22 protein-coding genes are annotated in these 23,062 nt (G+C 74.0%); 4 read left to right on the forward strand and 18 right to left on the reverse strand.

Features of this window, described 5'->3' with window-relative positions:
- Positions 1–19: 19 nt before the first annotated feature.
- From ACSNOA_RS23955 to mraZ, 18 genes are all read right to left on the reverse strand, one after another.
- Positions 20–325: a DUF167 domain-containing protein gene (locus ACSNOA_RS23955; RefSeq protein WP_436661591.1), complete on the reverse strand. Its 306-nt coding sequence runs from the start codon at positions 323–325 to the stop codon at positions 20–22.
- Between the two features lie 11 nt (positions 326–336).
- Positions 337–987 carry a hypothetical protein gene (locus tag ACSNOA_RS23960; protein WP_436661593.1) on the reverse strand — a complete coding sequence of 217 codons (651 nt, stop codon included), beginning with the start codon at positions 985–987 and terminating at the stop codon, positions 337–339.
- A gap of 74 nt (positions 988–1,061) precedes the next feature.
- Positions 1,062–1,871: a DivIVA domain-containing protein gene (locus ACSNOA_RS23965; RefSeq protein WP_436661594.1), complete on the reverse strand. Its 810-nt coding sequence runs from the start codon at positions 1,869–1,871 to the stop codon at positions 1,062–1,064.
- Positions 1,872–1,915: 44 nt separating this feature from the next.
- Positions 1,916–2,221, reverse strand: a complete 306-nt coding sequence (locus ACSNOA_RS23970) for a YggT family protein (RefSeq protein WP_436661595.1) — start codon at positions 2,219–2,221, stop codon at positions 1,916–1,918.
- A gap of 31 nt (positions 2,222–2,252) precedes the next feature.
- On the reverse strand, positions 2,253–2,945 hold the full coding sequence (locus ACSNOA_RS23975) for a cell division protein SepF (RefSeq protein WP_436661596.1): 693 nt from the start codon (positions 2,943–2,945) through the stop codon (positions 2,253–2,255).
- 193 nt (positions 2,946–3,138) lie between these two features.
- Entirely contained in the window at positions 3,139–3,882 is a 744-nt protein-coding gene (locus tag ACSNOA_RS23980) for a YggS family pyridoxal phosphate-dependent enzyme (RefSeq protein ID WP_436661597.1), read from the reverse strand.
- A 9-nt stretch (positions 3,883–3,891) separates the two neighbouring features.
- On the reverse strand, positions 3,892–5,007 hold the full coding sequence (gene ftsZ / locus ACSNOA_RS23985) for a cell division protein FtsZ (RefSeq protein WP_436661599.1): 1,116 nt from the start codon (positions 5,005–5,007) through the stop codon (positions 3,892–3,894).
- Positions 5,008–5,263: 256 nt separating this feature from the next.
- Positions 5,264–6,082, reverse strand: coding sequence for a cell division protein FtsQ/DivIB (locus tag ACSNOA_RS23990; protein ID WP_436661601.1), 819 nt, complete (start codon positions 6,080–6,082; stop codon positions 5,264–5,266).
- Positions 6,079–7,623 carry a UDP-N-acetylmuramate--L-alanine ligase gene (gene murC, locus ACSNOA_RS23995; RefSeq protein ID WP_436661603.1) on the reverse strand — a complete coding sequence of 515 codons (1,545 nt, stop codon included), beginning with the start codon at positions 7,621–7,623 and terminating at the stop codon, positions 6,079–6,081. Before murC ends, ACSNOA_RS23990 begins: the two co-directional genes overlap by 4 nt.
- Positions 7,620–8,726 (reverse strand): undecaprenyldiphospho-muramoylpentapeptide beta-N-acetylglucosaminyltransferase, encoded by a 1,107-nt coding sequence (gene murG, locus ACSNOA_RS24000; protein ID WP_436661605.1) that lies wholly within the window; start codon positions 8,724–8,726, stop codon positions 7,620–7,622. The genes murC and murG overlap by 4 nt, the downstream gene beginning before the upstream one ends.
- The gene (locus ACSNOA_RS24005) at positions 8,726–10,132 is read right to left on the reverse strand and encodes an FtsW/RodA/SpoVE family cell cycle protein (RefSeq protein ID WP_436662429.1); all 1,407 of its coding nucleotides are present in this window, start codon (positions 10,130–10,132) and stop codon (positions 8,726–8,728) included. The genes murG and ACSNOA_RS24005 overlap by 1 nt, the downstream gene beginning before the upstream one ends.
- A 249-nt stretch (positions 10,133–10,381) precedes the next feature.
- Positions 10,382–11,506, reverse strand: coding sequence for a phospho-N-acetylmuramoyl-pentapeptide-transferase (gene mraY, locus ACSNOA_RS24010; protein WP_436661606.1), 1,125 nt, complete (start codon positions 11,504–11,506; stop codon positions 10,382–10,384).
- Positions 11,503–12,930, reverse strand: coding sequence for a UDP-N-acetylmuramoyl-tripeptide--D-alanyl-D-alanine ligase (locus tag ACSNOA_RS24015; RefSeq protein WP_436661608.1), 1,428 nt, complete (start codon positions 12,928–12,930; stop codon positions 11,503–11,505). Before ACSNOA_RS24015 ends, mraY begins: the two co-directional genes overlap by 4 nt.
- The gene (locus ACSNOA_RS24020; RefSeq protein WP_436661610.1) at positions 12,927–14,492 is read right to left on the reverse strand and encodes a UDP-N-acetylmuramoyl-L-alanyl-D-glutamate--2,6-diaminopimelate ligase; all 1,566 of its coding nucleotides are present in this window, start codon (positions 14,490–14,492) and stop codon (positions 12,927–12,929) included. Before ACSNOA_RS24020 ends, ACSNOA_RS24015 begins: the two co-directional genes overlap by 4 nt.
- 52 nt (positions 14,493–14,544) lie before the next feature.
- A complete protein-coding gene (locus tag ACSNOA_RS24025; RefSeq protein WP_436661612.1) occupies positions 14,545–16,743 on the reverse strand; it encodes a peptidoglycan D,D-transpeptidase FtsI family protein in 2,199 nt (732 codons plus the stop codon).
- Positions 16,744–16,746: 3 nt separating this feature from the next.
- Entirely contained in the window at positions 16,747–17,352 is a 606-nt protein-coding gene (locus tag ACSNOA_RS24030) for a hypothetical protein (protein ID WP_436661614.1), read from the reverse strand.
- Positions 17,349–18,458, reverse strand: coding sequence for a 16S rRNA (cytosine(1402)-N(4))-methyltransferase RsmH (gene rsmH, locus ACSNOA_RS24035; RefSeq protein WP_436661616.1), 1,110 nt, complete (start codon positions 18,456–18,458; stop codon positions 17,349–17,351). The genes ACSNOA_RS24030 and rsmH overlap by 4 nt, the downstream gene beginning before the upstream one ends.
- A 206-nt stretch (positions 18,459–18,664) precedes the next feature.
- Positions 18,665–19,096, reverse strand: coding sequence for a division/cell wall cluster transcriptional repressor MraZ (gene mraZ / locus ACSNOA_RS24040; protein ID WP_120779889.1), 432 nt, complete (start codon positions 19,094–19,096; stop codon positions 18,665–18,667).
- A gap of 354 nt (positions 19,097–19,450) precedes the next feature.
- On the opposite strand from mraZ, the gene ACSNOA_RS24045 reads away from it, so the two are divergent.
- Genes ACSNOA_RS24045 through ACSNOA_RS24060 form a run of 4 tightly spaced genes read left to right on the forward strand, consistent with a single transcriptional unit; the run spans position 19,451 to position 22,898 of the window.
- Positions 19,451–20,698 carry a MurT ligase domain-containing protein gene (locus tag ACSNOA_RS24045; RefSeq protein ID WP_436662430.1) on the forward strand — a complete coding sequence of 416 codons (1,248 nt, stop codon included), beginning with the start codon at positions 19,451–19,453 and terminating at the stop codon, positions 20,696–20,698.
- Positions 20,688–21,407 (forward strand): type 1 glutamine amidotransferase, encoded by a 720-nt coding sequence (locus ACSNOA_RS24050; protein WP_436661618.1) that lies wholly within the window; start codon positions 20,688–20,690, stop codon positions 21,405–21,407. Before ACSNOA_RS24045 ends, ACSNOA_RS24050 begins: the two co-directional genes overlap by 11 nt.
- Positions 21,404–22,084 carry a TVP38/TMEM64 family protein gene (locus ACSNOA_RS24055; RefSeq protein WP_436661620.1) on the forward strand — a complete coding sequence of 227 codons (681 nt, stop codon included), beginning with the start codon at positions 21,404–21,406 and terminating at the stop codon, positions 22,082–22,084. The genes ACSNOA_RS24050 and ACSNOA_RS24055 overlap by 4 nt, the downstream gene beginning before the upstream one ends.
- Positions 22,085–22,100: 16 nt before the next feature.
- Entirely contained in the window at positions 22,101–22,898 is a 798-nt protein-coding gene (locus ACSNOA_RS24060; RefSeq protein WP_436661622.1) for a phosphotransferase, read from the forward strand.
- Positions 22,899–23,062: the final 164 nt, after the last annotated feature.

Consider the following 23,062-nt stretch of genomic DNA (forward strand, 5'->3'; position numbering starts at 1 on the left):
TGCCTGACCCGGGCGTTCCTCACTCGGCGGATCCGTCGCGCAGCCGGCGCAGCACCGCGGGCAGTTCGGGGGCGGGCCGCTCGACGAGGAAGAGCTTGTCCCGGCTGGCGGCCCCGGTGCGCAGCGACACGGCGGCCGGCCGGACGCCCAACGCGCCGGCGAGAGCCCGGCGAGCCGCCTCGGTGGCCCGCCCGTCGACGGCCGGGGCGTTCACGGCGATGACGAGGGCGGGCCCGTGGGGACCGTCGAACCGGCCGCCGACCCGGGACCGGGCGGCGCCCGGCTTCACCCGGACCGCCACGGTCAGCGTGTCGTCGGTGGGCACCGGACCTCCGCTCAGCTCGGCCGGGCGTCGGCGAGCAGCGCGGTCGCCGGCGCGCAGTGCGCGCACGGGGTGAAGCCCAGCGCGGCGGCCTCGGCCACCGGCAGCGACTCGTGAGCCCGCCCCACGAGATGCGCGCAGTCGGCAAGGTGGTAGCGGGGCCGGCCGTCGACCACCCGCACCTCGTCCGGCAGTTTGGCGACGGCCAGCGCCTCGGCCGGGGTCACCGCCTCGGCGCCCGGCTCGTCGTCGTACGTCCCCGCGGTGCCCCACGGGGACGGCTCGCCGTCGGCCGGCGGGGCGGGCGGTTGCCGCCACCCGCCACCGGTACCGACCGTCGGAGGAACGTGCTGGATCGGGATCTCCGGCTCGACCAGCGGCGGGCCGTACGCGCCGTCCGGCGCGGCCATCCCGGCCATCGTGGTCGCGTCGGCCGTCGGCGTCGTGCCGGGCGCCGGGGTGGTCACCGGCTCCCACCGACCGGACCGACCCGGACCCGTCGTCGCCCGGTTGGCGGCCGCCTGGCGGGCACCCACCACCAACGCGACGGCGGCCAGCAGACTGGCCGCGATCGAAATGATCAGCATCTCGCTGGAGCCACTGGCCAGACCGAGCACCAGGAGGACCAGTGCGACGAGGATGAGCAGGAGATTTGCGACTATCACGGCTCACCCCCGCCGCGTCGTGCGGTCCAGGCTCGGTCGGCGACCGTCACGATCCGACGGCCGCCGACCGGGAATCAGCGACCGGCCTCGAGAGCGCCGGAGCGACCGCCACCGTAGGAGCTGGCGAGACCGGCGGTGGCCAGCCCGTTGCCGCCCGCGACCCGGCCGCCCTCCGAGCGGGTCATCTCGGCCTCCAGGCCCTGGCCGCGACCGTCGAGGTCGCGCAGCTGACTCTCCAGGTACGCCTTGAGGCGGGTGCGGTACTCCCGCTCGAACTGCTTGAGCTCCTCGATGTGCTTCTGCAGCGCGGTGCGCTTGGCGTCCAGGCCGCCCATGGCCTCCTGGTGCCGCTGGCGGGCGTCCCGCTCCAGCGCGTCGGCCTTCGCCCGCGCCTCGCGGGTGACCTCCTCGGCCTTGGACCGGGCCTCGGACAGAAGCTGGTCGGCCTCACGGCGGGCGTCCGAGACGTGGTCGTCGGCCGTCCGCTGGGCCATCATGAGCACCCGCAGGGCCTGCTGCTCGCCGTCGCCGACGGCCGCCGCGGCCGCGGCGCCACCGGCGGCGCGGACCTGCTCCAGCTCGGCCTGCATGGCGCGGGCGGCCTGCTCGGCCGCTGCCTTGTCGCGCTGGATCCGGTCGAGCTGGGCCTTGACGTCGTTGAGCTCCGCCGCGAGGCGGGCATCACCGCCGGGGCCGGCGGGGGCGCCGCCACGGCCGCCGCGCTCCACCTGGGCGCGCAGCTCGTTGTTCTCCTCGATGAGACGGGCGAGCTCGCGCTCGACCTCGTCCAGGAAGGCGTCGACCTCCTCCTCGTCATACCCCCGCTTGCCGATCGGCGGCTTTTTGAAGGCGACGTTGTGGACGTCGGCCGGGGTCAGCGGCATCGAAACTCCTCGGGTCAGTTGCGGCCGCGATAGCGCGTCGGTCATCAGGCGGTCCTGACGATCGACGGCTCTAACACGAACTCCATCAGCACGAACAGGATAACCAGGAGCACAAGGGAGGCCAGGTCGATGCTCACGGTACCAATCCGCAGCGGAGGGATCACACGCCTCAACGCGCTGAGAGGGGGATCAGTGACGCTCCACACGGATTCCAGTCCCGCCGATGCGCCACGTCCCGGTTGCCAGCGCCGGCCGTACTGGAGGACGGCGCTCAGGACAAACCGGGACAGGAGAAGGAGCAGGAAGACATACAGGATCAGGTACAGGACCTGAAGCAGGATCGACAACACGACAGGCGACGTCCCTCGGCTCGGGCGGGGGTCAACTCAGACTGAAAAATCCGCCCTCAGCGATCTTGGCCTTGTCCTCCGCGGTGACCTGGACGTTGGCCGGTGAGAGCAGGAACACCCGATTGGTCACGCGCTCGATCGTACCGCGCAGCCCGAAGGCCAGCCCGGCGGCGAAGTCCACCAGACGGCGGGCGTCCGCCTCGTCCATCTCGGTGAGGTTGATGATCACGGGGACGCCGTCGCGGAAGTGCTCGCCGATGGTGCGCGCCTCGCGGTACGTGGTCGGGTGCAGCGTCGTGATCTGGTAGCGCTGCTCCTCGTCGGCCACGACCGCCCGCTCCCGCGGGGTCGCCTGCGGCGCCAGCGCCAGGTTGTCCCGCGTGTGGTAGGTCAGCGCACCGGAGGTCTCGCCCGTGGACCGGGTGATCGACCGGACGCTGGAGCGCTCGGACCGCTCCGGGCGCTCGGGCTCGGCCCGGTCGGTCTCCGGCGCGCGGCCGCTCGTCCGCTCGCTCAGCCGGCCGCGCTCGCCCAGCCGCGGACGCGGCGCCGGAGGCTCCTCGGCGTCGTCCTCGTCGTCGTCGGCGAACTCCTCGGCGTACCGGCTCTGCCGGTAGCGCGAGTCGCGGTAGCCACCCTTGTCGTAGCCACCGTCCTCGTAGGCCCGCTCGTCGTCCTCTTCGACCAGACCGAGCCAGACCCCCGCCTTGCGCAGTGCACCCATCCCGCGCCCTTCCATCCGCCGTGCGGCACACGCCCCCGTGCCGTGTCGCCTGTCGCGAGTGGACCTTTCCCTGCCCACCGGACCGGAGCGGCAATCCACTGACACGCGATTCGCGTCGCGTGTCACGACCCCCGACAACGGGACGCCGCCCCTGAAAACAACACCGATGTAATTTGCTTCTTTCGCGGTCAGGCTACCGCAGCGTGGGGCGCATTCCGAGCAACGCGCTGCCAACGCGGACATGTGTCGCGCCGTATCGGATCGCGATTTCCAGGTCACCGCTCATTCCGGCCGAGAGCGCGACCGCTCCCGGGTGGACCGAACGGAAACTCTCGTACACCTCGGCCAGCCGCGCAAAGGCCCGCTCCGGCTCCCACCCCAGCGGCGCGACCGCCATCAGCCCGGCCAGCCGGAGGCCGGGCGCCGTCGCCACCGCCTCGGCCACCGGCCCCAGCCCGGCGTCCGGATCGGCCGAGTCGGGCAGTGCCCCGCCACGGGCCGGGTCGCCGTCGATGCTCACCTGGACCAGCGCGGGAAGCGGCCCGTCCCGCCCGGTCGCCGCGGCGTCCAGCGCCCGGGCCAGCCGGACGCTGTCCACCGACTGCACGACGTCGGCGTACCGGACCACCGATCGGGCCTTGTTGCGCTGCAGGCGGCCGATGAAGTGCCAGCGCGGCGTCACACCGGCCGCCGCCACCTCGTCGGCCTTGCCGGCCGCCTCCTGGTCGCGGTTCTCCCCCACGTCCGTCACCCCGAGGTCGGCCAGCGCCACCACGTCCGAGGCCGGGTACGTCTTGGTCACCGCGATCATCGTGACCTCGGCGCGGTCGCGCCCGGCCGCCGCGCACGCGTCGGCGATCCGGGCGCGGACGCGCGCGAGGCCGGCCGCGAGTTCGGCGCGGCGATCCGGCCGTACCGTGGTCGAGCTGTCGGTCATCGGCGGAACTCAGGACCCGTTCTTGAGGAAGTCGGGAACGTCGACGTCGTCGAAGAGCACCCGCCGCGGCGACTGCTGCGGCGCCGGCATGGCCGGCGGTGGCGCAACCGGCGGGCTCTGCGGCGCCGGCTGGTTCTGGTTGGTCTTCCGCGCCGGCTCGGCCGCCTTGTAGGCCGGCGCGCCGCCGTCGAAGCCCGCCGCGATGACCGTCACCCGCACCTCGTCGCCGAGAGCGTCGTCGATGACCGCGCCGAAGATGATGTTCGCGTCCGGGTGGGCCGCGTCGGTGACCAGCTGCGCCGCGTCGTTGATCTCGAACAGACCGAGGTCGGAGCCGCCGGCGATGGAGAGCAGCACCCCCCGGGCGCCGTCCATGCTCTGCTCCAGCAGCGGGCTGGAGATGGCCGCCTCGGCCGCCTCCACGGCGCGGTTCTCACCACGGGCGCTACCGATGCCCATGAGCGCGCTGCCCGCGCCGCTCATGACGCTCTTCACGTCGGCGAAGTCCAGGTTGATCAGACCCGGCGTGGTGATCAGGTCGGTGATGCCCTGCACACCGGAGAGGAGCACCTGGTCGGCGGTGCGGAACGCGTCCATCATGCTGATGTTGCGGTCGCCCAGTGCCAGCAGCCGGTCGTTCGGGATCACGATCAGCGTGTCGCACTGGTTGCGCAGCTCGTCGATCCCGGCCTCGGCCTGCACCTGGCGGCGCTTGCCCTCGAACGAGAACGGCCGGGTCACCACACCGATGGTGAGCGCGCCGAGCTTGCGGGCGATGTTCGCCACGACGGGCGCGCCGCCGGTGCCGGTGCCGCCCCCCTCGCCGCAGGTCACGAAGACCATGTCGGCGCCCTTGAGCACCTCCTCGATCTCGTCGCGGTGGTCCTCGGCGGCGTTCTTGCCGACGTCCGGGTTGGCGCCGGCGCCGAGCCCGCGGGTCAGCTCGCGGCCGACGTCGAGCTTGACGTCGGCGTCGCTCATCAGCAGCGCCTGCGCATCGGTGTTGATCGCGATGAACTCGACGCCCTTGAGCCCAACCTCGATCATGCGGTTGACGGCGTTCACGCCGCCGCCACCGATGCCGACGACCTTGATGACCGCCAGGTAGTTGTGCGGAGGTGTCATCTGAAGGTCCTTTCCCCCTCGAGATTGGCATGGGCCGGCCCCACACGGCTTGGCCAGGTCAGCGGTCGACGTCGGCAGTCCCCACGAGGATCAGGGATGAACCCTCACCCTCTACTAGAGGCTTACAGTTATGTCAACCACTGATCCTCTTCGGGGCAACGTAAGCGTCCCCGCCCCAGGAGCCAAGGACCCACCCGGCGTGTCGCCCCCCGGAGCGGGACGGCTCACGTCCGTCGCCCCCTTTCCGCGGGTGGCGTCAGCGGAACGTGACCACGTCCGGGGCGCTCACGTCGATCGTCTTCGCCCGCTGGGCGAGCAGCGCCGTCGCGACCCGCGCCTTGTCGGCGCCCCGGGACGCGTCCCCCCAGACGACCGTGCGGCCGCCGCCCAACCGGACCTTGATCAGGGCCAGGCTCTCCACGGTCACGTCGAGGAGCGCGGCGCGCAGCTCCGGGGTGAGCACGCCCAGCACGTCCACGGCGGCCCGTGTGCCGGGATCGTCCGCGCCAGGGCGGGCGACCCGGATCAGCGGCAGGTCGCCCGGGCGCGCGTCCAGCGTCTGGAACACCGTCCCCGTACGGTCGATCACCGCGAACGCCTCCGCCTGCGGGACGACCGCCAGCGGCTTGCGTTCGACCACCCGCACGACCAGCGCGCCCGGCCAGTCCCGGCTGACCGTCGCGCTCTCGACCGGCGCGAGCGCGCCGACGCGGCGGGCCGTGGCCGCCAGGTCCACCTTGGCCAGCGGGATCCCGTCCGGGACCCCGGCCGCGTCGCGCACCTGCACCGGGGTGACCAGCCGGGCGCCCTCCACCCGGACCTCGCGGACCCCGAACAGACCGGTGCCGAGCACCGTCCAGGCCACCAAACCGGCGAGCGCGAGGATCCCCGCCGCGACCGCCCAGGGCAGCGCGGCCCGCATCCGGCGTTGCCGGGCCCGCCGCATGAAACGCCGGGTCGACGGGGGCACCGCGTCGCTGCCGGCCCGCACCAACTGCCACCGGCGGACGACCGGCCCGCGCCGGCCGGCGGCCTCCGCGCCCCTGGTCCGCCCGCGGGCGGGCCCCGGGCTCATCCGGCCGCGGGCGCCGAGCCGTCCGGGGCCACGGCCTCGCCGCCGGTCGCCGCGCCACCGGACACCGTGCCCCCGACGGCCACGGTGCCCTCGGGCGCCGACGTGCCGGCCGGTGATCCGCCCTCCGCCCGGGCCAGCAGGGCGTCCAGCAGCTGGTCGCCCATCAGCGAGATGGGCGGCGCGCCCATGGTCACCACCACGTCGCCGGGGCGGGCCCGGCGGGCCACCTCCACGGGCGCCGCGTCCCAGGAGTCGACGAACACCTTGTGCTCGGCGGGCAGCGGCACCGCCTCGACGAGCGCCACCGAACCCTCGCCGGGCTGGCGCAGCTCGCCCGGCCCGAAGACCTCGAGCAGCACCAGCTCGTCCGCGATCGCGAGCGCCTCGGCGATCTCCGCCTGCAGGTCCCGCGTCCGGTAGAGCCGGTAGGGCTGGAAGACGACGACGAGCCGGCCGTCCCCGGCCACCTCGCGCAGCGTCTGCAGGGCCAGTGTCATGGACGTCGGGTGGTAGGCGTACTCGTCGTACACCAGCACGCCGTCGGCCACGCCCTTGCGCTCGAAGCGCCGGCGCACGCCGGGGAACGCGGCCAGCGCGGCCTCCGCCGCCGGCAGCGGCAGCTCCAGCAGGTACGCGGCCAGCACGGCCGAGGCGCTGTTGAGCCCCATGTGCCGCCCCGGGACCGGCAGGCGGAACTCGCCCAGCGACCGGCCGTCGATCTCGGCGAGGTAGCGCACGCCCTGCGCCGACGAGGCGATGTCACGGAGGCGCAGGTCGGCGTCGGCCGCCTCGCCGTACTTGTGCACCCGCCGGCCCTCGGCGCGCAGCGTCTCGGCCAGCCGCCGCCCGCCCGGGTCGTCCGCGCAGGTGATGATGAACCCCTCGGGGTCGGTGAGGCGCGCGAACTCGACGAACGCCGCCTCCAGGGTCGCGTAGTCGCCGTAGGTGTTGAGGTGGTCGGCCTCGACGTTCGTGATGATCGAGACGTACGGCCGGTAGATCAGGAAGGAGCGGTCGCTCTCGTCGGCCTCCACCACGAAGTACTCGCCGGTGCCGTGGTGGGCGCCCGAGCCGACCTCGGAGATCTCCCCGCCGATCACGAACGACGGATCGGTGCCGGCCCGCTGCAGCACCATGGTCACCATGGAGGTGGTCGTGGTCTTGCCGTGCGTCCCGGCCACCGCCACCGCCCGCCGGCCGGTCATCGCGGCGGCGAGCGCCTCCGAGCGGTGCAGCACCCGCAGGCCACGCCGCCGCGCCTCGACCAGTTCCAGGTGGTCCTGCGGAATGGCCGAGGAGTAGACGACGGTGTCCACGCCGTCGAGGTTGGCCGTCTCGTGGCTCATGTGGATGGTGCCGCCCAGCGCCCGCAGCCCGGCGAGGGACGGCCACTCGCGCAGCTCGCTGCCGGACACCGGGATGCCGCGGGTCAGGAAGAGCCGGGCCAGCCCGCTCATCCCGACGCCGCCCACACCGATGAGGTGGATGGTGCCGAGATCCTCGGCCGTGAGCGTGCCGGCCGGGGTGAACTGCGCGGTCATCGGGCCACCGCCTCGTAGACGAAGTTCAGCAGCGCCACGTCGCCGTCGCGCCGCCCGTACGCCGCCGCGGCCGTACCCATGGCGGCGAGCCGCTGCGGGTCGCGGACGAGCGGGATGACCGTACGCTCCAGCCACGCCGGGGTCATTTCGGCGTCGTCGACGAGCAGCCCACCGCCGGCCTCCACCACGGGCAGCGCGTTGCGCTTCTGCTCCTGGTTGCTGTGCGGGTACGGCACGAAGACGGTGGGCAGGCCGATCGCGGAAACCTCGGCCACGGTCATCGCCCCACCCCGGGCGAGCATGAGGTCCGCGGCGGCGTAGCCCAGCTCCATCTCCGACAGGTAGGGCAGGGTCACGTACGGGACCGGCAGGTCGGTGGGGACCGGCACCGGCTCGTTGCGGGCGCCCATCACGTGCAGCACCTGCACGCCGTTGCGGGCCAGCTCCTTCGCGGCGCCGGCGACGGCGAGGTTGATCGAGCGGGCGCCCGACGAGCCGCCGGCGACGAAGAGCACCGGCAGGTCCGGGCGGAGCCCGAAGTGCGCCCGGGCGGTGTCGCGCAGCGCGGCCCGGTCGAGCCCGGCGATGCTGCGGCGCAGCGGCACACCGACCACCGTGGCGTCGCGCAGCGACTCGGCCTGCGCCGGCTGGTGCGGGAAGCCGACCGCGACGTTCTTGGTGAACTTCATGCCGAGCCGGTTCGCGACGCCCGGCGGCACGTTCACCTCGTGGATCACCATGGGCAGCTCGCGGCGCCAGGCGGCGAGGTAGGCCGGCACGGAGACGTACCCGCCGAAGCCGATCACCACGTCGGCCTGCACCTCGTCGATCACCTTGCCCGCGGCGCGGGCCGCGGTCCACATCCGGCCCGGCGTGCGGACCAGGTTCATGTTGATCGAGCGGGGCAGCTGGTAGGCGGGGATCGTCCGCAGGTCGTAGCCCTGCGGCGGGATCAGCTCGTTCTCCATCCCCCGGGGTGTGCCCAGGCAGGTGATGCGGACGCCGGGGTCGTGTCGGCGCAGGCAGTCGGCGAAGGCGAGCAGCGGGTAGACGTGCCCCCCGGTGCCACCTCCCGCGAGCACCACCGAACGCAGCGGACCCATCAGCGTCTCCTCTCGCTCGCCGTCCCGCTGCGCGCCCGGGCCTGCCGGGCGCCGCGGGGTGCGGCCTTGTCGTCCTCCCGCCGCTGCCGTGCCCGGGGCACGGTCCCTCGGGCAGCCGGGGGCGGCGCCGTCCGGCGCCGTCCGGGAAGCGGCGGCAACGGGGCCCAGAGTAGTCGGACCCACCGGGCTGGCGGACGGGCATGCAGCGCTCTGGCCGCATCGGGTTCGGCCCGGGCGAAGGAGGCGAGCATGCCGACCGCGGCGAGCATGACGACCAGGGCGCTTCCGCCGTCGGAGATGAACGGCAGCGGAACGCCGGTCAGTGGCAGCAGGCCGACCACGCCGCCGACGTTGATCACGGCCTGGCCGACCAGCCAGGTGGTCACCGCGGCGGCGGCGAGCCGGCGGAACGGGTCGTCGACCCGGCGGGCGATCCGCAGCCCGGTGTAGGCGAGCACGGCGAAGAGGCTGAGCACCACGACGCAGCCGACAACGCCCAGCTCCTCGGCCACGATGGCGAAGATGAAGTCGTTGTGCGCCTCCGGCAGCCAGTTCCACTTGAGGCTGCCCTTGCCGAGCCCGACTCCGAACCAGCCGCCGTGCTCGATGGCGAGCCGCCCCTGGTAGATCTGCCAGCAGGGATCCCCGCACTGGTCGGGCGGCGGCGGGTTGAGGAAGTTCGTGAGCCGGGCCAGGCGGTAGTTCTCCGCGTCCTTGTCGCCGGACCCGGCGCCGAGCGAGGCGACGGCGACCAGCAGCCCGATCCCGACCAGGCCGGCCAGCGAGAGGACGCCGAAGACCCGCAGCCGCACCCCGGCCGCCCAGAGCAGGCCGATGAGCAGCGCCAGCAGGCAGATCATGGTGCCCAGGTCGTTGAAGCCGACCAGCACGAAGAGCAGGCCGACCACCGGGAAGAGCGGCGTGGCCAGTTCCCGCCACCAGCCCAGCGCCGCGCCCTTGCGCGCGAGCACGTGCGCGCCCCAGAGCACCAACGCGAACTTGGCCAGCTCGGCGGGCTGCAACTGGATGCCGCCGAGGTAGAGCCAGTTCAGGTTCGCCTCGAGGGGGCCGATCCGGGCCGAGTCCCGGCCGGCCAGCCGGGCCCAGGCGACCAGCACGTTGAGCACGAACAGGAGCCCGACCGCGACGAGCAGCAGCGGCCGGCCCAGTGAACGGTACGTCGTGGCGGGCAGCCGCTGGCACGCCCAGAACGCGATCACACCGATCACCGCGAACACGGCCTGCTTGGCCAGCGACGCCGTGGCGTCGCCGTCCTCGGCGAAGTCCCGCACGCTGGTCGCCGAGAAGACCATGGTGAGGCCGATCACCAGCAGCAGGCCGGCCGAGGAGATCAGCAGGTAGTAGGAGGCCAGCGGGCGGTCCAGCAGGCCGCGCAACGCGGCCAGCCCGCCCGCGGCGTCCAGGCCGCGCAGCGCGCCCGGCGGCGGGGCGGGCGGCTCGTCCGGGCCCCGCGGCGTCGCCGCCTCGGTGGTACGCCCGCCGCCCGGCCCCCGCCGGGACCTGGTTTCCGTGCTGCCGTCGGTTCCTCGTCCCTCCCCCACCGGGACATCATCGCGGGTGGAACGGCCGCCGGCCCCCGCAACCGCTCTCTCGGCGTGTCGGCCCGCCTCCCGCCGACCGGGCGGGAGGACGGGTCAGGTCACGTTCGCGAGGAACTCGCTGTAGAACAGGCCGAGCGCGATGGCCACACCGATGCCGGCGATGATCCAGAAGCGGACCACGATGTTGACCTCGCTCCAGCCCGCGAGCTCGAAGTGGTGCTGGAGCGGCGACATCCGGAAGACGCGCTTGCCCGTGGTGCGGAACGAGATGATCTGGATCACGACCGACATCGTGATGATCACGAACAGGCCGCCGATGATCGGCAGCAGCAGGAGCGTCCGGGTCGACATCGCCATGCCGGCGATGAGCCCACCGAGGCCCAGCGCCCCCGTGTCGCCCATGAAGATCCGCGCCGGCGACGTGTTCCACCAGAGGAAGCCGACGCAGGCGCCGGCCGCCGCCCCGGCGATCAGGGCGATCTCCAGCGGGTCGCGGACGGTGTAGCAGTACGCCTGGGTGTAGCTCGGGTCGGCGCACCAGTGCCGGTACTGCCAGAACGCGATGAGCGCGTACGCCGCGAGGACCATCACCGAGGCGCCGGTGGCCAGGCCGTCGAGGCCGTCGGTGAGGTTCACGCCGTTGGTCGTCGCCATCACCACGACGATGATGAGGATGACCGCGCCGATCTTGGTGAGGTCGAGCGCCGGGATGTCCCGGATGAAGCTCAGCGTGGTGCTGCCCACGGTCTCCGTGTTGGTCGCCGCGCCCGCGGCGTCGGTCATGCTGCTCGGGAAGTAGAGCGCCACCACGCCGAAGATGGCGCCGACGAGGATCTGGCCGAGCAGCTTGCCGCGCTTGTTGAGCCCCGCGCTGTTGCGCTTGCGCACCTTGAGGAAGTCGTCGATGAAGCCGACCGCCCCGGAGAACACCATGAGCCCCAGCAGCACCAGCGCCGTGATGGTCGGCTCGACCTGGGCGATCTGCGCGTCCGGCAGCGTGGTGAGGGCCAGGTGGCCGGCCACGTACGCGATGACCGTGGCCAGGATGAAGACCACGCCGCCCATCGTCGGCGTGCCCTTCTTGCCCTGGTGCATGGCGGGGCCCTCGGCCCGGATCGGCTGGCCGGCCTTCAGACGCGTGAAGACCTTGATCGCGATCGGGGTGCAGAACAGCGAGATGAGGAAGGCCACCCCGACGGCGACGATGACCGCCCTCACGCGGCGCCACCCCCGGTCGCCGTCCCGGGCCCCGCGTTCCCGGCGGCCGCGTCCGCGCGCAGCGCGTCCACCACGTCCCAGGTGCGGTACCGCGAGCCCTTGACCAGGACCACGTCGCCCGGCCGTAGCTCGTCACGCAGCACCTCGACGGCCGCCGCCTGATCGGTGACTACCACCGATTCTCCTCCCCAATTGCCTACCGCTGTCGCGCCCTCGTGGATCGGCGCGGCCGGCTCGCCCACCACGAGCAGCCGGTCGATGCCCAGCTCGGCCGCGAGCCGGCCGACCTCGGCGTGCCCGTCGCGCTCGTACGGGCCCAGTTCCGCCATGTAGCCCAGCACCGCGACGGTACGCCGCCCCCGGCCGAGGCTCGCCAGCGCCTTCAGCGCCGCCGACATCGAGGCCGGGTTCGCGTTGTACGAGTCGTCGATGACGGTCACCCCGTCGGGCCGGTCGAAGACGTCCATCCGGCGCGTCGACACCAGCCCCAGCTCGCCCAGGGCCTGCGCCAGCTCGGTCAGCGGCATGCCCAGCTCGCGGGCCACCGCCGCCGCGGCGAGGGTGTTGGAGACCTGGTGGCGGCCGGTCAGGCCCAGCCGCACCGGCGCGCGCCCCTCCGGCGTCACGAGGGTGTACGAGGCACGCCCCCGGTCGTCCAGCGTGACGTCCTCGGCCCGTACGTCGGCGGCGGGCGCCTCGCCGTAGCGGACCACCCGGGCGACGGTGCGCGACGCCATGGCGTCCACCAGCGCGTCGTCGGCGTTGAGCACCGCCAGGCCGTCGGCCGGCAGCGCCTCGACCAGCTCGCCCTTGGCGAGGGCGATGTTCTCCCGCGAGCCGAACTCGCCGATGTGCGACGTCCCGACGTTGAGCACCACGGAGATGCGGGGCGGCACCAGCTCGCACAGGTAGCGCACGTGGCCGATCCCGCGGGCGCCCTTCTCCATCACCAGGTACCGCGTCTCCGGCCCGGCCTTCAACGCCGTGTACGGGTGCCCGAGCTCGTTGTTGAACGACCCGGGCGGCGCGACCGTGGCGCCGAGCCGGACGGTGAGCTGGGCGATGAGGTCCTTCGTGGTGGTCTTGCCGGACGAGCCGGTCAGCCCGATCACGGTGAGGTCGGGCAGCCGGTCCACGACGGCGCGGGCCAGCCGACCCATGGCGTCGCGCGCGTCGGCCACCAGCACCATGGGCACCCCGGGCACCTCGCGGGTGCCGAGCACCGCCACGGCACCGGCCTCGACGGCCCCGGCCGCGTAGTCGTGCCCGTCCACCTTCTCGCCGGGGAAGGCGACGAACAGCCCGCCGGCGGCCACCTTGCGCGAGTCGAACTCGACGGGACCGGTGACCCGGGCCTGCGGGTCCGCCCCGACCAGCCGCCCGTCGACCGCGGCGGCCACCTCGGCCAGCGTCAGGGGGATCACCGGCGACCCGCCAGGTCGCCGAAGCGGGCGCGCAGGGCGTCGGCCAGCTCGGTGTGGTCGTCGAACGGAAGCACCTCGCCGGCGACCTCCTGGCCGCGCTCGTGGCCCTTGCCGAGCAGCGCGATGACGTCGCCCGGCTCGGCGAGCCGCACCGCCTCGGCGATGGCCGCCCGCCGGCCGTCGACCTCCTCGATCCGGGCCGGCGTGCCGGCCTGCCGCGCACCGGCGAGCACCTCGGCCCGGATCGCGGCCGGCTCCTCCGTACGCGGATTGTCGTCGGTCACCAGCACCACGTCGGCCCCCTCCGCGGCGGCGGCGCCCATCACCGGCCGCTTGCCGCGGTCCCGGTCGCCGCCGGCCCCGATCACACAGATCAGCCGCCCGGCGCTCAGCTCGCGCAGCGCGGCCAGCACGGCCACGATCGCGTCCGGCTTGTGGGCGTAGTCGACCACGCCGCGCACCGGGGCGTCCGCGGGGGTGACGAGTTCCAGCCGGCCCGGCACGCCGCCGCAGGCGGCCACCCCGGCGATCGCCGTGCCCGGCTCCACCCCGACCGCCACGAGCGCGGCGATCGCGAGCAGCGCGTTGGCCACGTTGTGCCGGCCGGGCAGCGCCACGCTCCCCGGCAGGATGAGCCCCTCCGGGCCGTGCACGGTGAACCGCTGCGCGTACCCCTCGCCACCGACCCCGTCGGCCCACCAGGTGGCGGCCGGGTCGCCGGCCGCCGAGTAGCTGACCGTGGCCGGCTTGAACAACGGCCGCAGCGCCGGGTCGTCGTGGTTGAGCACCTCCACCTCGCAGCGCCCGTCGAACAGCTGGGCCTTCGCCGCGAAGTAGTCGGCCGTGTCGGCGTGGAAGTCGAGGTGGTCGGAGCCGAAGTTGGTGTAGCCGCCGACGGTGAACCGCACCCCGCCCACCCGGCCCATGGCCAGCGCGTGGCTGGACACCTCCATGACCACCGCGGTGACGCCGCGCTCGCGCGCGGCGGCCAGCATGGCGTGCAGGTCGGTCGCCTCGGGAGTGGTCCGGACGCTGTCGATCACCAGGTCGCCGAGGCGGGTCTCCACGGTGCCGATCAGCCCGGTGGTGTGCCCGGCGGCGCGCAGCCCCGACTCGACCAGGTAGGCGGTGGAGGTCTTGCCGGCGGTGCCGGTCACGCCGATCACCGTGAGCCCGGCCGTCGGGTCGCCGTAGACGGCGGAGGCCAGCGTGCCGAGCACCGCGCGGGGGTCGGCCACCACGATCGCCGGAAGGCCCGCCGCGGCCACCGCGGGCGCGCCGGCCGGGTCGGTCAGGGCGGCCACGGCGCCGGCCGCGGCCGCGCCGGCCGCGAACTCCGCGCCGTGGCGGCGGGCGCCCGGCAGCGCCGCGTAGAGGTCACCGGGCCGGACCTCCTGGCTGGCGTGGGTGACGCCGGTCACCAGCACCTCGGTGGCGTCGGCCGGTGACGAGGCTTCCAGCCGGGCGGCGAGGTCGCCGAGCCGAATGCCGGTGACGGTACGGGGGCGAGGATTGCCGGGCACGGCGTCAGACCCTACCCGGTCGTCCGGCGCCGGCCGCACCGCCGCCCCGGTGGTTCGTGCGCACTCACCGATGATGTCCCGCCGTGCCTGCTCAGCGCGGATAGACGACGAACTTGGGCGGCGCGCCCGCCGACGGCGGCACCTTGTGGTGACGCAGGGTGAACTGCATGATCTCCTTGAACGCCGTGTTGGCGATCGCGGCGCCCCCACCGTCGGGCGCGTACGCGAAGACGGCGACCACGTAGCGGGGCTTCTCGGCCGGGGCCATCCCGATGAACGAGTTGACCTCGCCGGGCTGCTTCTTTCCGTTCTCCAGCCGCCAGCCGGTGCCGGTCTTGCCGGCCACCCGGAACCCCGGCACGGCGGCCGTCACGCCGGTGGCCCCGTCGACCGTGGTGACGGCCTCCAGCAGGCCACGCAGCGCCGCGGCGTTCTGCGGGCTCAGCACCGAACGGGTGACCGGGGCGGGCGCCGGCGTCCGCTTGCCGTCCGGCCCGATCACCTCCTTGATGAGGTGCGGCTGGACGTACGTCCCGTTGTTGGCGATCGCGGCGTACGCGGCGGCCATCTGCAGCGGCGTGGCGTCCACGCTGTGCCCGATCGGCACCGACCCGTACGACGACCCGCTCCACTCGTCGGCGGGCAGCAGCCGGCCGCTGGCCTCACCGGGCATGCCCTCCCCGGTCGGCTCGCCGAGGCCGAACCGGCGCTGGTAGTCGATGAGGCGGTCCCGGCCCAACCGGTCGGCGATCGTGATCGTGCCGACGTTCGACGAGTACGCGAGCATCCCGGCCAGGCTCATCCGCTGGCCGTTCGCCGGGTGGGTGTCGGAGAACCAGGTGTCACCCATCTTGATGCTGTTGGCGATGGGCAGCGTGGTGTCCGGGGTGATCACCCCCTCCTGGAGCGCCGCGCCGAACGTGATCGCCTTGTGGATCGAGCCGGGGTCCACCACGAAGGTGGTGGCCGCGTCCTCGCGGGCCACCGGGTCGCTCGGCACGGGCTGCGCCGCGTTGTAGGTGGGGTGGCTGGCCTGGGACAGCACCTCACCGGTCGCTGTGTCGATCACGATGGCCGCTCCGGTGCCGCCCTTGGCCTGCGCCATGTGCCGGCTCAGGAAGACCTGCGTCCAGTACTGGAGGTCGCGGTCGATGGTGAGCTTCAGGGAACTGCCCGGCTTGGGCTGGGTGGTCGAGCTGTAGCCGCCCGGGATCGGGGCGTCCAGGTCGCCGAGGCCGGCCTCGTAGATCCGCTTGCCGTCCACGCCGCGCAGCAGGTCGTCGTAGCGGGCCTCGAGCCCCTCCAGCCCGTTCATGTCCTGGCTCGTGAAGCCGATGAGGTTGGCGGCCAGGTCGTCACCCGGCACCTCGCGACGCTCGTCGCGGTGCACGCCGATGCCCGGCAGCTCCAGCGCCTGCACCTGCTTGGCCCGGGAGATCTCCACACCCCGGGCCAGGTACTCGAACCGCGACGGGTTGCCGTTCTCCAGCTTGCGCGGCTGCATGAGCTTGACCAGCTTCGACACCGAGATGCCCAGCAGCGGCGAGAGGGCCTTCGCGGTGGCCGCCGCGTCCTCGATCATGGTCGGGTCGGCGTAGACGTACCGGGCCTCCACGCTGTGCGCCAGCGGCTTGCCGTCCCGGTCGACGATGGCGCCCCGCGGCGCCGGCAGGTCGACCGTCCGGGTCCGGTCGGCGACGCCGCCACCCGCGTACGCCGGGGTGTCGACGGCCTGGAGGACGACCAGGCGGATGCCGATGGCCGCGAAGAGCGCGAGGGTGAGCACGGTGCCGAGCCGCAGCCGCAGTCGCGGGTCGGCCAGCTTCGGCGGCCGCGGCGGCTTGCGGGACGGTCGCCGGCCCGCCGGCCGGTCGGGCCGACGCGGGGCGCGCGGGACGGTCCGGCGGCGCGGCGCGGGCGGCTCGTCCGCGGGCGCGCCCGGGATGCGTGGCTGGACCCGACGGACCACGCCGGAGCGGCCGGCGGCCGGCGCGTCCCGGCGCGTGGCCCGGCCGGCGCCGGCGCGACCGCCGTCGACCACCTGCAAGGCCGGCCGGAACGGGTCACCGGAGCGGGTGCTGCGGGGCGTGCGCCGTTGCTCGGCTCCTCCGCTGGCACGGGGCGTGGCACCGCGCTCCTCGCGGATGGTGCGCCCGCGCGGGGTGTACGCCCGGGCGCCGGAGATGCCTCCGACGCCCGACTCGCCGGAGCCCCGGCCGTTCGGGTCGCGCGACGAGCCGCGCCGGGCGCCCGTGGCGTCCCGGCGCGGCTCCTCCGACCTCGGCGGCACGGGTCAGCGTCCCCCGCCCTGCTGGCTGGTCACCGACGGAGCGCCGGTGGCCGGCTGCGGCACGCCGATGGTCTGGCCGTCGGGCAGCCGGACGTACCCCGGCTCGCCCGACTCCACCAGGCCGAGCTTGCGCGCCTCGGCGACCAGGTTGCCCGGCGCCTCCGAGTCGGCGATCTGGTTGTTGAGCTGCTGCTCCTCCAGGTCCAGCTTGGCCTGCTGCTGCTGGAGCTTCTCGAGCTTGAACGCGTTCTCGTTGATCTTGGTGTTGACCAGCAGGATGCCGAGCACACCACCGACCACGAGCACCACGATCAGCGCGGCGAACGGCGCCCGCGGCACCTTCACGGGCGGCGGCGGCGCCACCCGCAGCCGCGGCGGGCGGGCACCGGTGGCGGCCGGCCGCTCGGCCGGCCGCAGCGCGGCGCTGCCCTGGACCGGGAACTCGCGCGCCCCCCGCGCGCCAGCCTCCCCCTTGCGGTCCATCCGCTCGATGCGCGCCGTGCCGTTTCCGACGCGGTTGGCCCGCTCCGCCGCGGTCCGGCCCCCCGACCGCGGTGCGCGCTGCCCGACGCCGGTGAAGTCCCGGCGGTCGCGCCTGTCAACGTTCATGTCCCCTCCCCCTCTACGTCCGTCCCACTGCGGTCCCCCGGCGCCCGCCGGCGATCCCCCACGGATCGCACGGACCCCGTCCCCGGTTGGTTCATCGCCTTGACCCGGCGGCGGGACCGTTCGCGGTCGGTCCGCCCCTGCCGTTCGGCTTCCGGGTCAATGCGCTCCGCGGCCCGCAACCGCACGGATGCGGCGCGCGGGTTCGCGGCGACCTCGCGCTCCCCGGGCAGTTCGGCGCCCCGGCTGAGAAGCCGGAACGTCGGACCGGTGCCGGGAAGCTCTACCGGTAGGTCGATCGGGCCCGTGCTGCGGACCCGATCGGCGAGCGCTGCCTTGGTGAGCCTGTCCTCCAACGAGTGGTAGGACAGGACCACCAGGCGACCGCCCACGTTGAGCTTGTCGAGAGCGGCCGGCAGCGCCGTCTCCAGCGCTGCCAGTTCTCTGTTTACCTCGATCCTTAAAGCCTGAAACGTTCTCTTTGCCGGGTGTCCGCCGGTTCGCCGGGCTGGTGCCGGAATGGACTCCCGGACGAGCTCCGCGAGCCGCGCCGACGAGGTGATCGGGGCGCGTTCCCGCTCCCGGAGGATCGCCGAGGCGATCCGGCCGGCGAACTTCTCCTCGCCGTACACCCGCAGGACCCGCGCCAGCTCCGGGTGGCCGTAGGTGTTGACGACCTCCTCGGCGGTCACCCCCCGGGTCTGGTCCATCCGCATGTCCAGAGGGGCGTCCTGCGCGTACGCGAACCCGCGGTCGGGCGCGTCCAGTTGCAGCGACGAGACGCCCAGGTCGAACAGCACCCCGTCGACGCCCGGATAGCCCAGCCGGTCGAGCACGTCGGGCAGCTCGTCGTAGACCGCGTGCTCCAGGTGGATCCGGTCGGCGAAACGGGCCAGCCGGACGCGCGCGTGCGCGAGCGCCTCCGTGTCCCGGTCGAGCCCCACGAGCACCGTCTGCGGGTGTGCCTCGAGCACCGCCTCGGCGTGCCCGCCCAGGCCCAGCGTCGCGTCGACGTGGACGGTGCGGCCGCCCCGGCCCAGCGCGGGGGCCAGCAGCTCGAGACACCGCTCGAGCAGCACCGGCACGTGCGTGCCGCGTAGCTCCCCCATGTCGACCCCCACCGCTGGTTACCGTTTCTTCTTGTTCCGTGCGCCCCGTGTCGGCCGGCGCCTGCCGCCGTACCGCCAGATCCCCATCCGCTCCCGCCCGCCGCGGGGCCGGGGCCCCACGAGAGATCGTGCGCCTGGCACCGGGGAAGGGGTGCCAGGAACTCGAAAGCGGCTGGAGATCTCGCAGTACGCCGGGCGCGCGCGCCCTACAGACCGCCGGGCAGCACCCCCTCCTCGATGTCGGCGAACTCGTCTTCGCTCTCGGCGAGGTAGCTCTCCCAGGCGGCCTTGTCCCAGATCTCCACCCGCGTGCTCGCACCGATGACGACCAGCTCGCGGTCGAGCGCCGCGTACTCCCGCAGGTGGCCCGGGATGGTCACCCGGCCCTGCTTGTCCGGGACCTCGTCGTGCGCACTCGCGAAGAAGACCCGGCTGTAGGCGCGGGCCGCCTTGCTCGTCATCGGTTGGGCGCGCAGTTGCTCCGCGATCCGCTGGAACTCGGGCATCGGGAAGACGTAGAGGCAGCGCTCCTGCCCTTTGGTGATCACGACACCCCCCGCCAGCTCGTCCCGGAACTTCGCCGGAAGGATCAACCGGCCTTTGTCGTCCAGGCGCGGAGTGTGGGTGCCGAGAAACACGGCCCAACCCCCTCGCCCTTGAGCGGCGTTCGCGGCGCCGCTGACCCCCCGGGCCGGTGGGCCCTCCCGGCCTCACCATTGGGCCCCACTCTACTCCACTTCCCTCCACCTGCAACCGGAAACGCCCGCGTGGCGCGCCCGATCTCGCGCCAAAACCGCACGTCAGAAGGGGTGGGGCGGAGTGGAGGGGCAATGGGCGCCCCGGCGGGCGTCCGCTTTCCGACATTGATCGACTCCGTCCGGCCGAGCCGGAATCGGCGGCCCGCCCACGTTCCCCCACCGAACGGTTCGCCGTCGGCGGCGATCTGGCGGGGCGCGTGGTCCGGTAACCTCGCTCGGGTGACGGACGCGAAGATGCCCCTGCGGGCGAAGGTGGCCAGCTCCGTGTCCCGGACCGCCGCGGCGTTGTCGCGCGCCGCGGGCCGGGGTGACGGCTCGGTGATCGGTGGGTGGATCGGACTCAAGATCGACCCGGACCTGCTGGCGCACCTCTCCGCCGGCCGCGCGATCGCGCTCGTCTCCGGCACCAACGGCAAGACGACGACCACCCGGCTCGCCGCCGCGGCCGTCGGCGTGCTCGGCAGAGTCGCCACCAACTCCTTCGGTGCGAACATGCCCACCGGCCACACCTCGGCGCTCGCGAAGGCCGGCAGCACCCCGTACGCGGTGCTCGAGGTCGACGAGCACTACCTCGCCCAGGTGCTGGAGGCCACCGAGCCGCACGTGGTGGCGCTGCTCAACCTCTCCCGCGACCAGCTCGACCGCGCCAAGGAGGTCGCCATGATGGCGCAGCTCTGGCGCGCGGCGCTGGTCCGCCACCCGGACGTGCGCGTGGTGGCCAACGCCGACGACCCCATGGTCGTCTGGGCCGCCTCACCTCCGCCGGCCCACGACCACCGCATCACACCGCCCCACGTGACCTGGTTCAGCGCCGGCCAGCGCTGGCACGACGACTCCTGGGTCTGCCCCGAGTGCGGCTCCACCATCCAGCGCTCCGGCGAGCAGTGGTGGTGCACCGGCTGCCCACTGCGCCGCCCGCAGCCGCAGTGGACGGTGGAGGACGACGGCGTGCTCGACCCGACCGGGGCGTGGCACAAGGTCGCCCTCCAGCTCCCCGGCAAGGTCAACCTCGGCAACGCGGCGACCGCGCTCGCGGTGGCCGCCGAGTTCGGCGTCCGGCCGGTCGACGCCGTGTCCCGGCTGGCCAGCGTCACCTCGGTGGCGGGCCGCTACGCCCAGGTCGAGCGGGACGGGCGCCACATCCGCCTGCTGCTGGCCAAGAACCCGGCCAGCTGGCTGGAGGCGTTCGACATGGCCGACCAGGCGCCGACCCTGCTGTCGATCAACGCACGGGACCCGGACGGCCTCGACACCTCGTGGCTGTTCGACGTCGACTTCGCACCGCTGCGCGGCCGGCAGCTGCTGATCACCGGCGACCGGGCGTACGACCTGGCCGTCCGGCTCGACGTCAACGACGTGCCGTTCCAGCACGTACGCACGTTCGCCGAGGCGATCCGCGCGGTGCCCCCGGGGCGCCTGGAGGTCATCGCCAACTACACCGCGTTCCAGGACATCCGAGCGGAGTTGGACCGTGTCAACTGAGAGCCTGCGCATCGTCTGGGTCTACCCCGACCTCCTCTCCACCTACGGCGACCGGGGCAACGCCCTGATCCTCGCCCGGCGCGCCCGCCAGCGCGGCATGCCCGTCGAGGTCCTGGAGGTCCGCTCCGACCAGCGGCTGCCCGCCACCGCCGACATCTACCTCATCGGTGGTGGCGAGGACGGCCCGCAGGCGCTGGGCGCGCAGCGCCTGACCGCCGACGGCGGGCTGCACCGGGCCGTGGCCCAGGGCTCGGTGGTGTTCGGCGTCTGCGCCGGCTACCAGCTCCTCGGCACCTCCTTCTTCGCGAAGGGCACCAAGTTCGCCGGGCTGGAGCTGCTCGACATCAGCTCCGACCGCGGTGAGACGCGGGCCGTCGGCGAGCTGGCCGGCGACATCGACGCGCGGCTGGGCCTGCCGCCGCTCAGCGGCTTCGAGAACCACGGCGGGCGCACCCACCTCGGGCCGAGCGTCTCGCCGCTGGCCCGGGTCACCACCGGCATCGGCAACGACGGCGCCACCGAGGGCGCGTGGCGGGGCAAGCTGCTCGGCACGTATTCCCACGGGCCGGCCCTGGCCCGCAACCCCGCCCTCGCCGACCTGCTGCTGCGCTGGGCCACCGGCGCCCACCAGCTCCCGCCGCTCGACGACACCTGGTCCGACCGGCTCCGGTCCGAGCGCCGCGCCGCGGTGGCCGCCGCCCGCCCATGAGACCCGCGGTCGGGCGGCTGCTGCGGCAGCCGGCGACCGTCCGGTTCGCGCTGCTGCTGCTCCTCATCGCCGCCTGCGGCCTCCTGCTGCTCGTGGTGCCCCGGCCGGATCCGTCCGAGCTGCCCCGGCTGGCCGACCGGCTCGGCGCCGCCGCGCCGGTCACGGCGGTGGCCGGTGGCGCGCTACTGCTCGTCGCGCTCGTTCCGCGTACCTTCATCACGCTCGCCTCGGGCGCGATCTTCGGACCGCTGGAGGGCGCCGGATACGCCCTGGCCGCCGCGCTGGTGGCGGCTGCCGCCGGCTTCGCCGTGGGCCGGCTGCTGGGCCGGGAGTTCGTCGCCGCGCGGGTACGCGGCCGGCTCGCGCGCCTCGACGGCTGGTTCAGCCGGCAGAGCGTACTCGGCGTGATCACCGTCCGGCTGGTGCCGATCGCCGGATTCGGGCTGGTGAGCTACGGCTACGGCACCACCGGCGCACGAATGCTGCCGTTCCTCGCGGGCAGCGTGATCGCCGCTGCGCCGAGCGCCTTCGGCTACGCCGCCATCGGCGCCGCCGTCGCCTCACCGGGCGACGTCCACTGGTACGCCGTGGCCCCCGCCGGGCTCGGCCTGATCGCCAGCCTGGTGCTCGCCCGCCACTGGTGGCGCGCCGAGCGGCGACGGGCCGCGCGGGGTTGAGGTGAGCGTGCGGGACGTGGACCCCGACGGAGCGCCCGCCGAGGCCGAGCAGCGGCTGCGCGGCGGCTTCATCGCCGAGGTGGTCCGGGTCGGGGACACCGTCCGGCGTACGCCGCCGGCCAACGCCGACTTCCAGGCCGCGCTGCTGGCGCACCTCGAGCGGGTGGGCGCGGACCTCGCGCCCCGCCACCTCGGCACCGACGAACGCGGCCGGCAGGTGCTCAGCCACCTCGACGGCCGGGTGCCCTGGCGGGACCGGGAGGACCCCGCGTACCGGGCGGACCCGGCCCTCGTCGCGCTCGGCGGGCTGATCCGGCGACTGCACGACGCGTGCGCGGGCACTTCCCTGGCCGCCGGCGCGGAGACCGTCTGCCACCGCGACCTGTCCCCCAAGAACACGGTGTACCGGGACTCCGCAGCCGGCCCGCTGCCGGTGGCGTTCCTGGACTGGGACCTCGCGGCGCCGGGCCGCCGGATCGAAGACGTGGCGTTCGCCTGCTGGCACTGGGCCGAGCTGGGGCCGGACGCCGACCCGACCGAACTGGCCCGCCGGTGCCGGCTGGTCTGCGACGGGTACGAGGCGGCGGGGGCGTCGGGCGCGGCAGGCGGCGCCGTGGCTCTTCCCCGCGGTGAACTGGTCGACCTGATGCTCGACCAGCTCGAGCGCACCTGGCGGGGCATCGCGGCGGGCGCCGAGCGGGACGAGCCGGGCATGCGCCGGCTCCGGGCCGCGGGTGTGGTGGAGCTGATCCACGGCTGGCACGACTGGCTGCTCACCAACCGCCACACGGTGACGAACAACCTGCACGCCTGACGCCACGGCGCCAGACACGCCCCCGCCCCGCGCCCCCCGCCCCGCGCCCCCCGCCCCGTCGATCATGCAGTTGTGGTGGGGGATGAAGGCCTTGTATCGGCGCGATTCGGGCACCACAAGTGCATGATCGACGGAGAGTGCGGGCGGAGAGTGCGGGCGGGGAG

The organism is Micromonospora sp. URMC 103 (assembly GCF_051386435.1).
In the GTDB taxonomy this organism is placed as follows: Bacteria; Actinomycetota; Actinomycetes; order Mycobacteriales; family Micromonosporaceae; genus Micromonospora.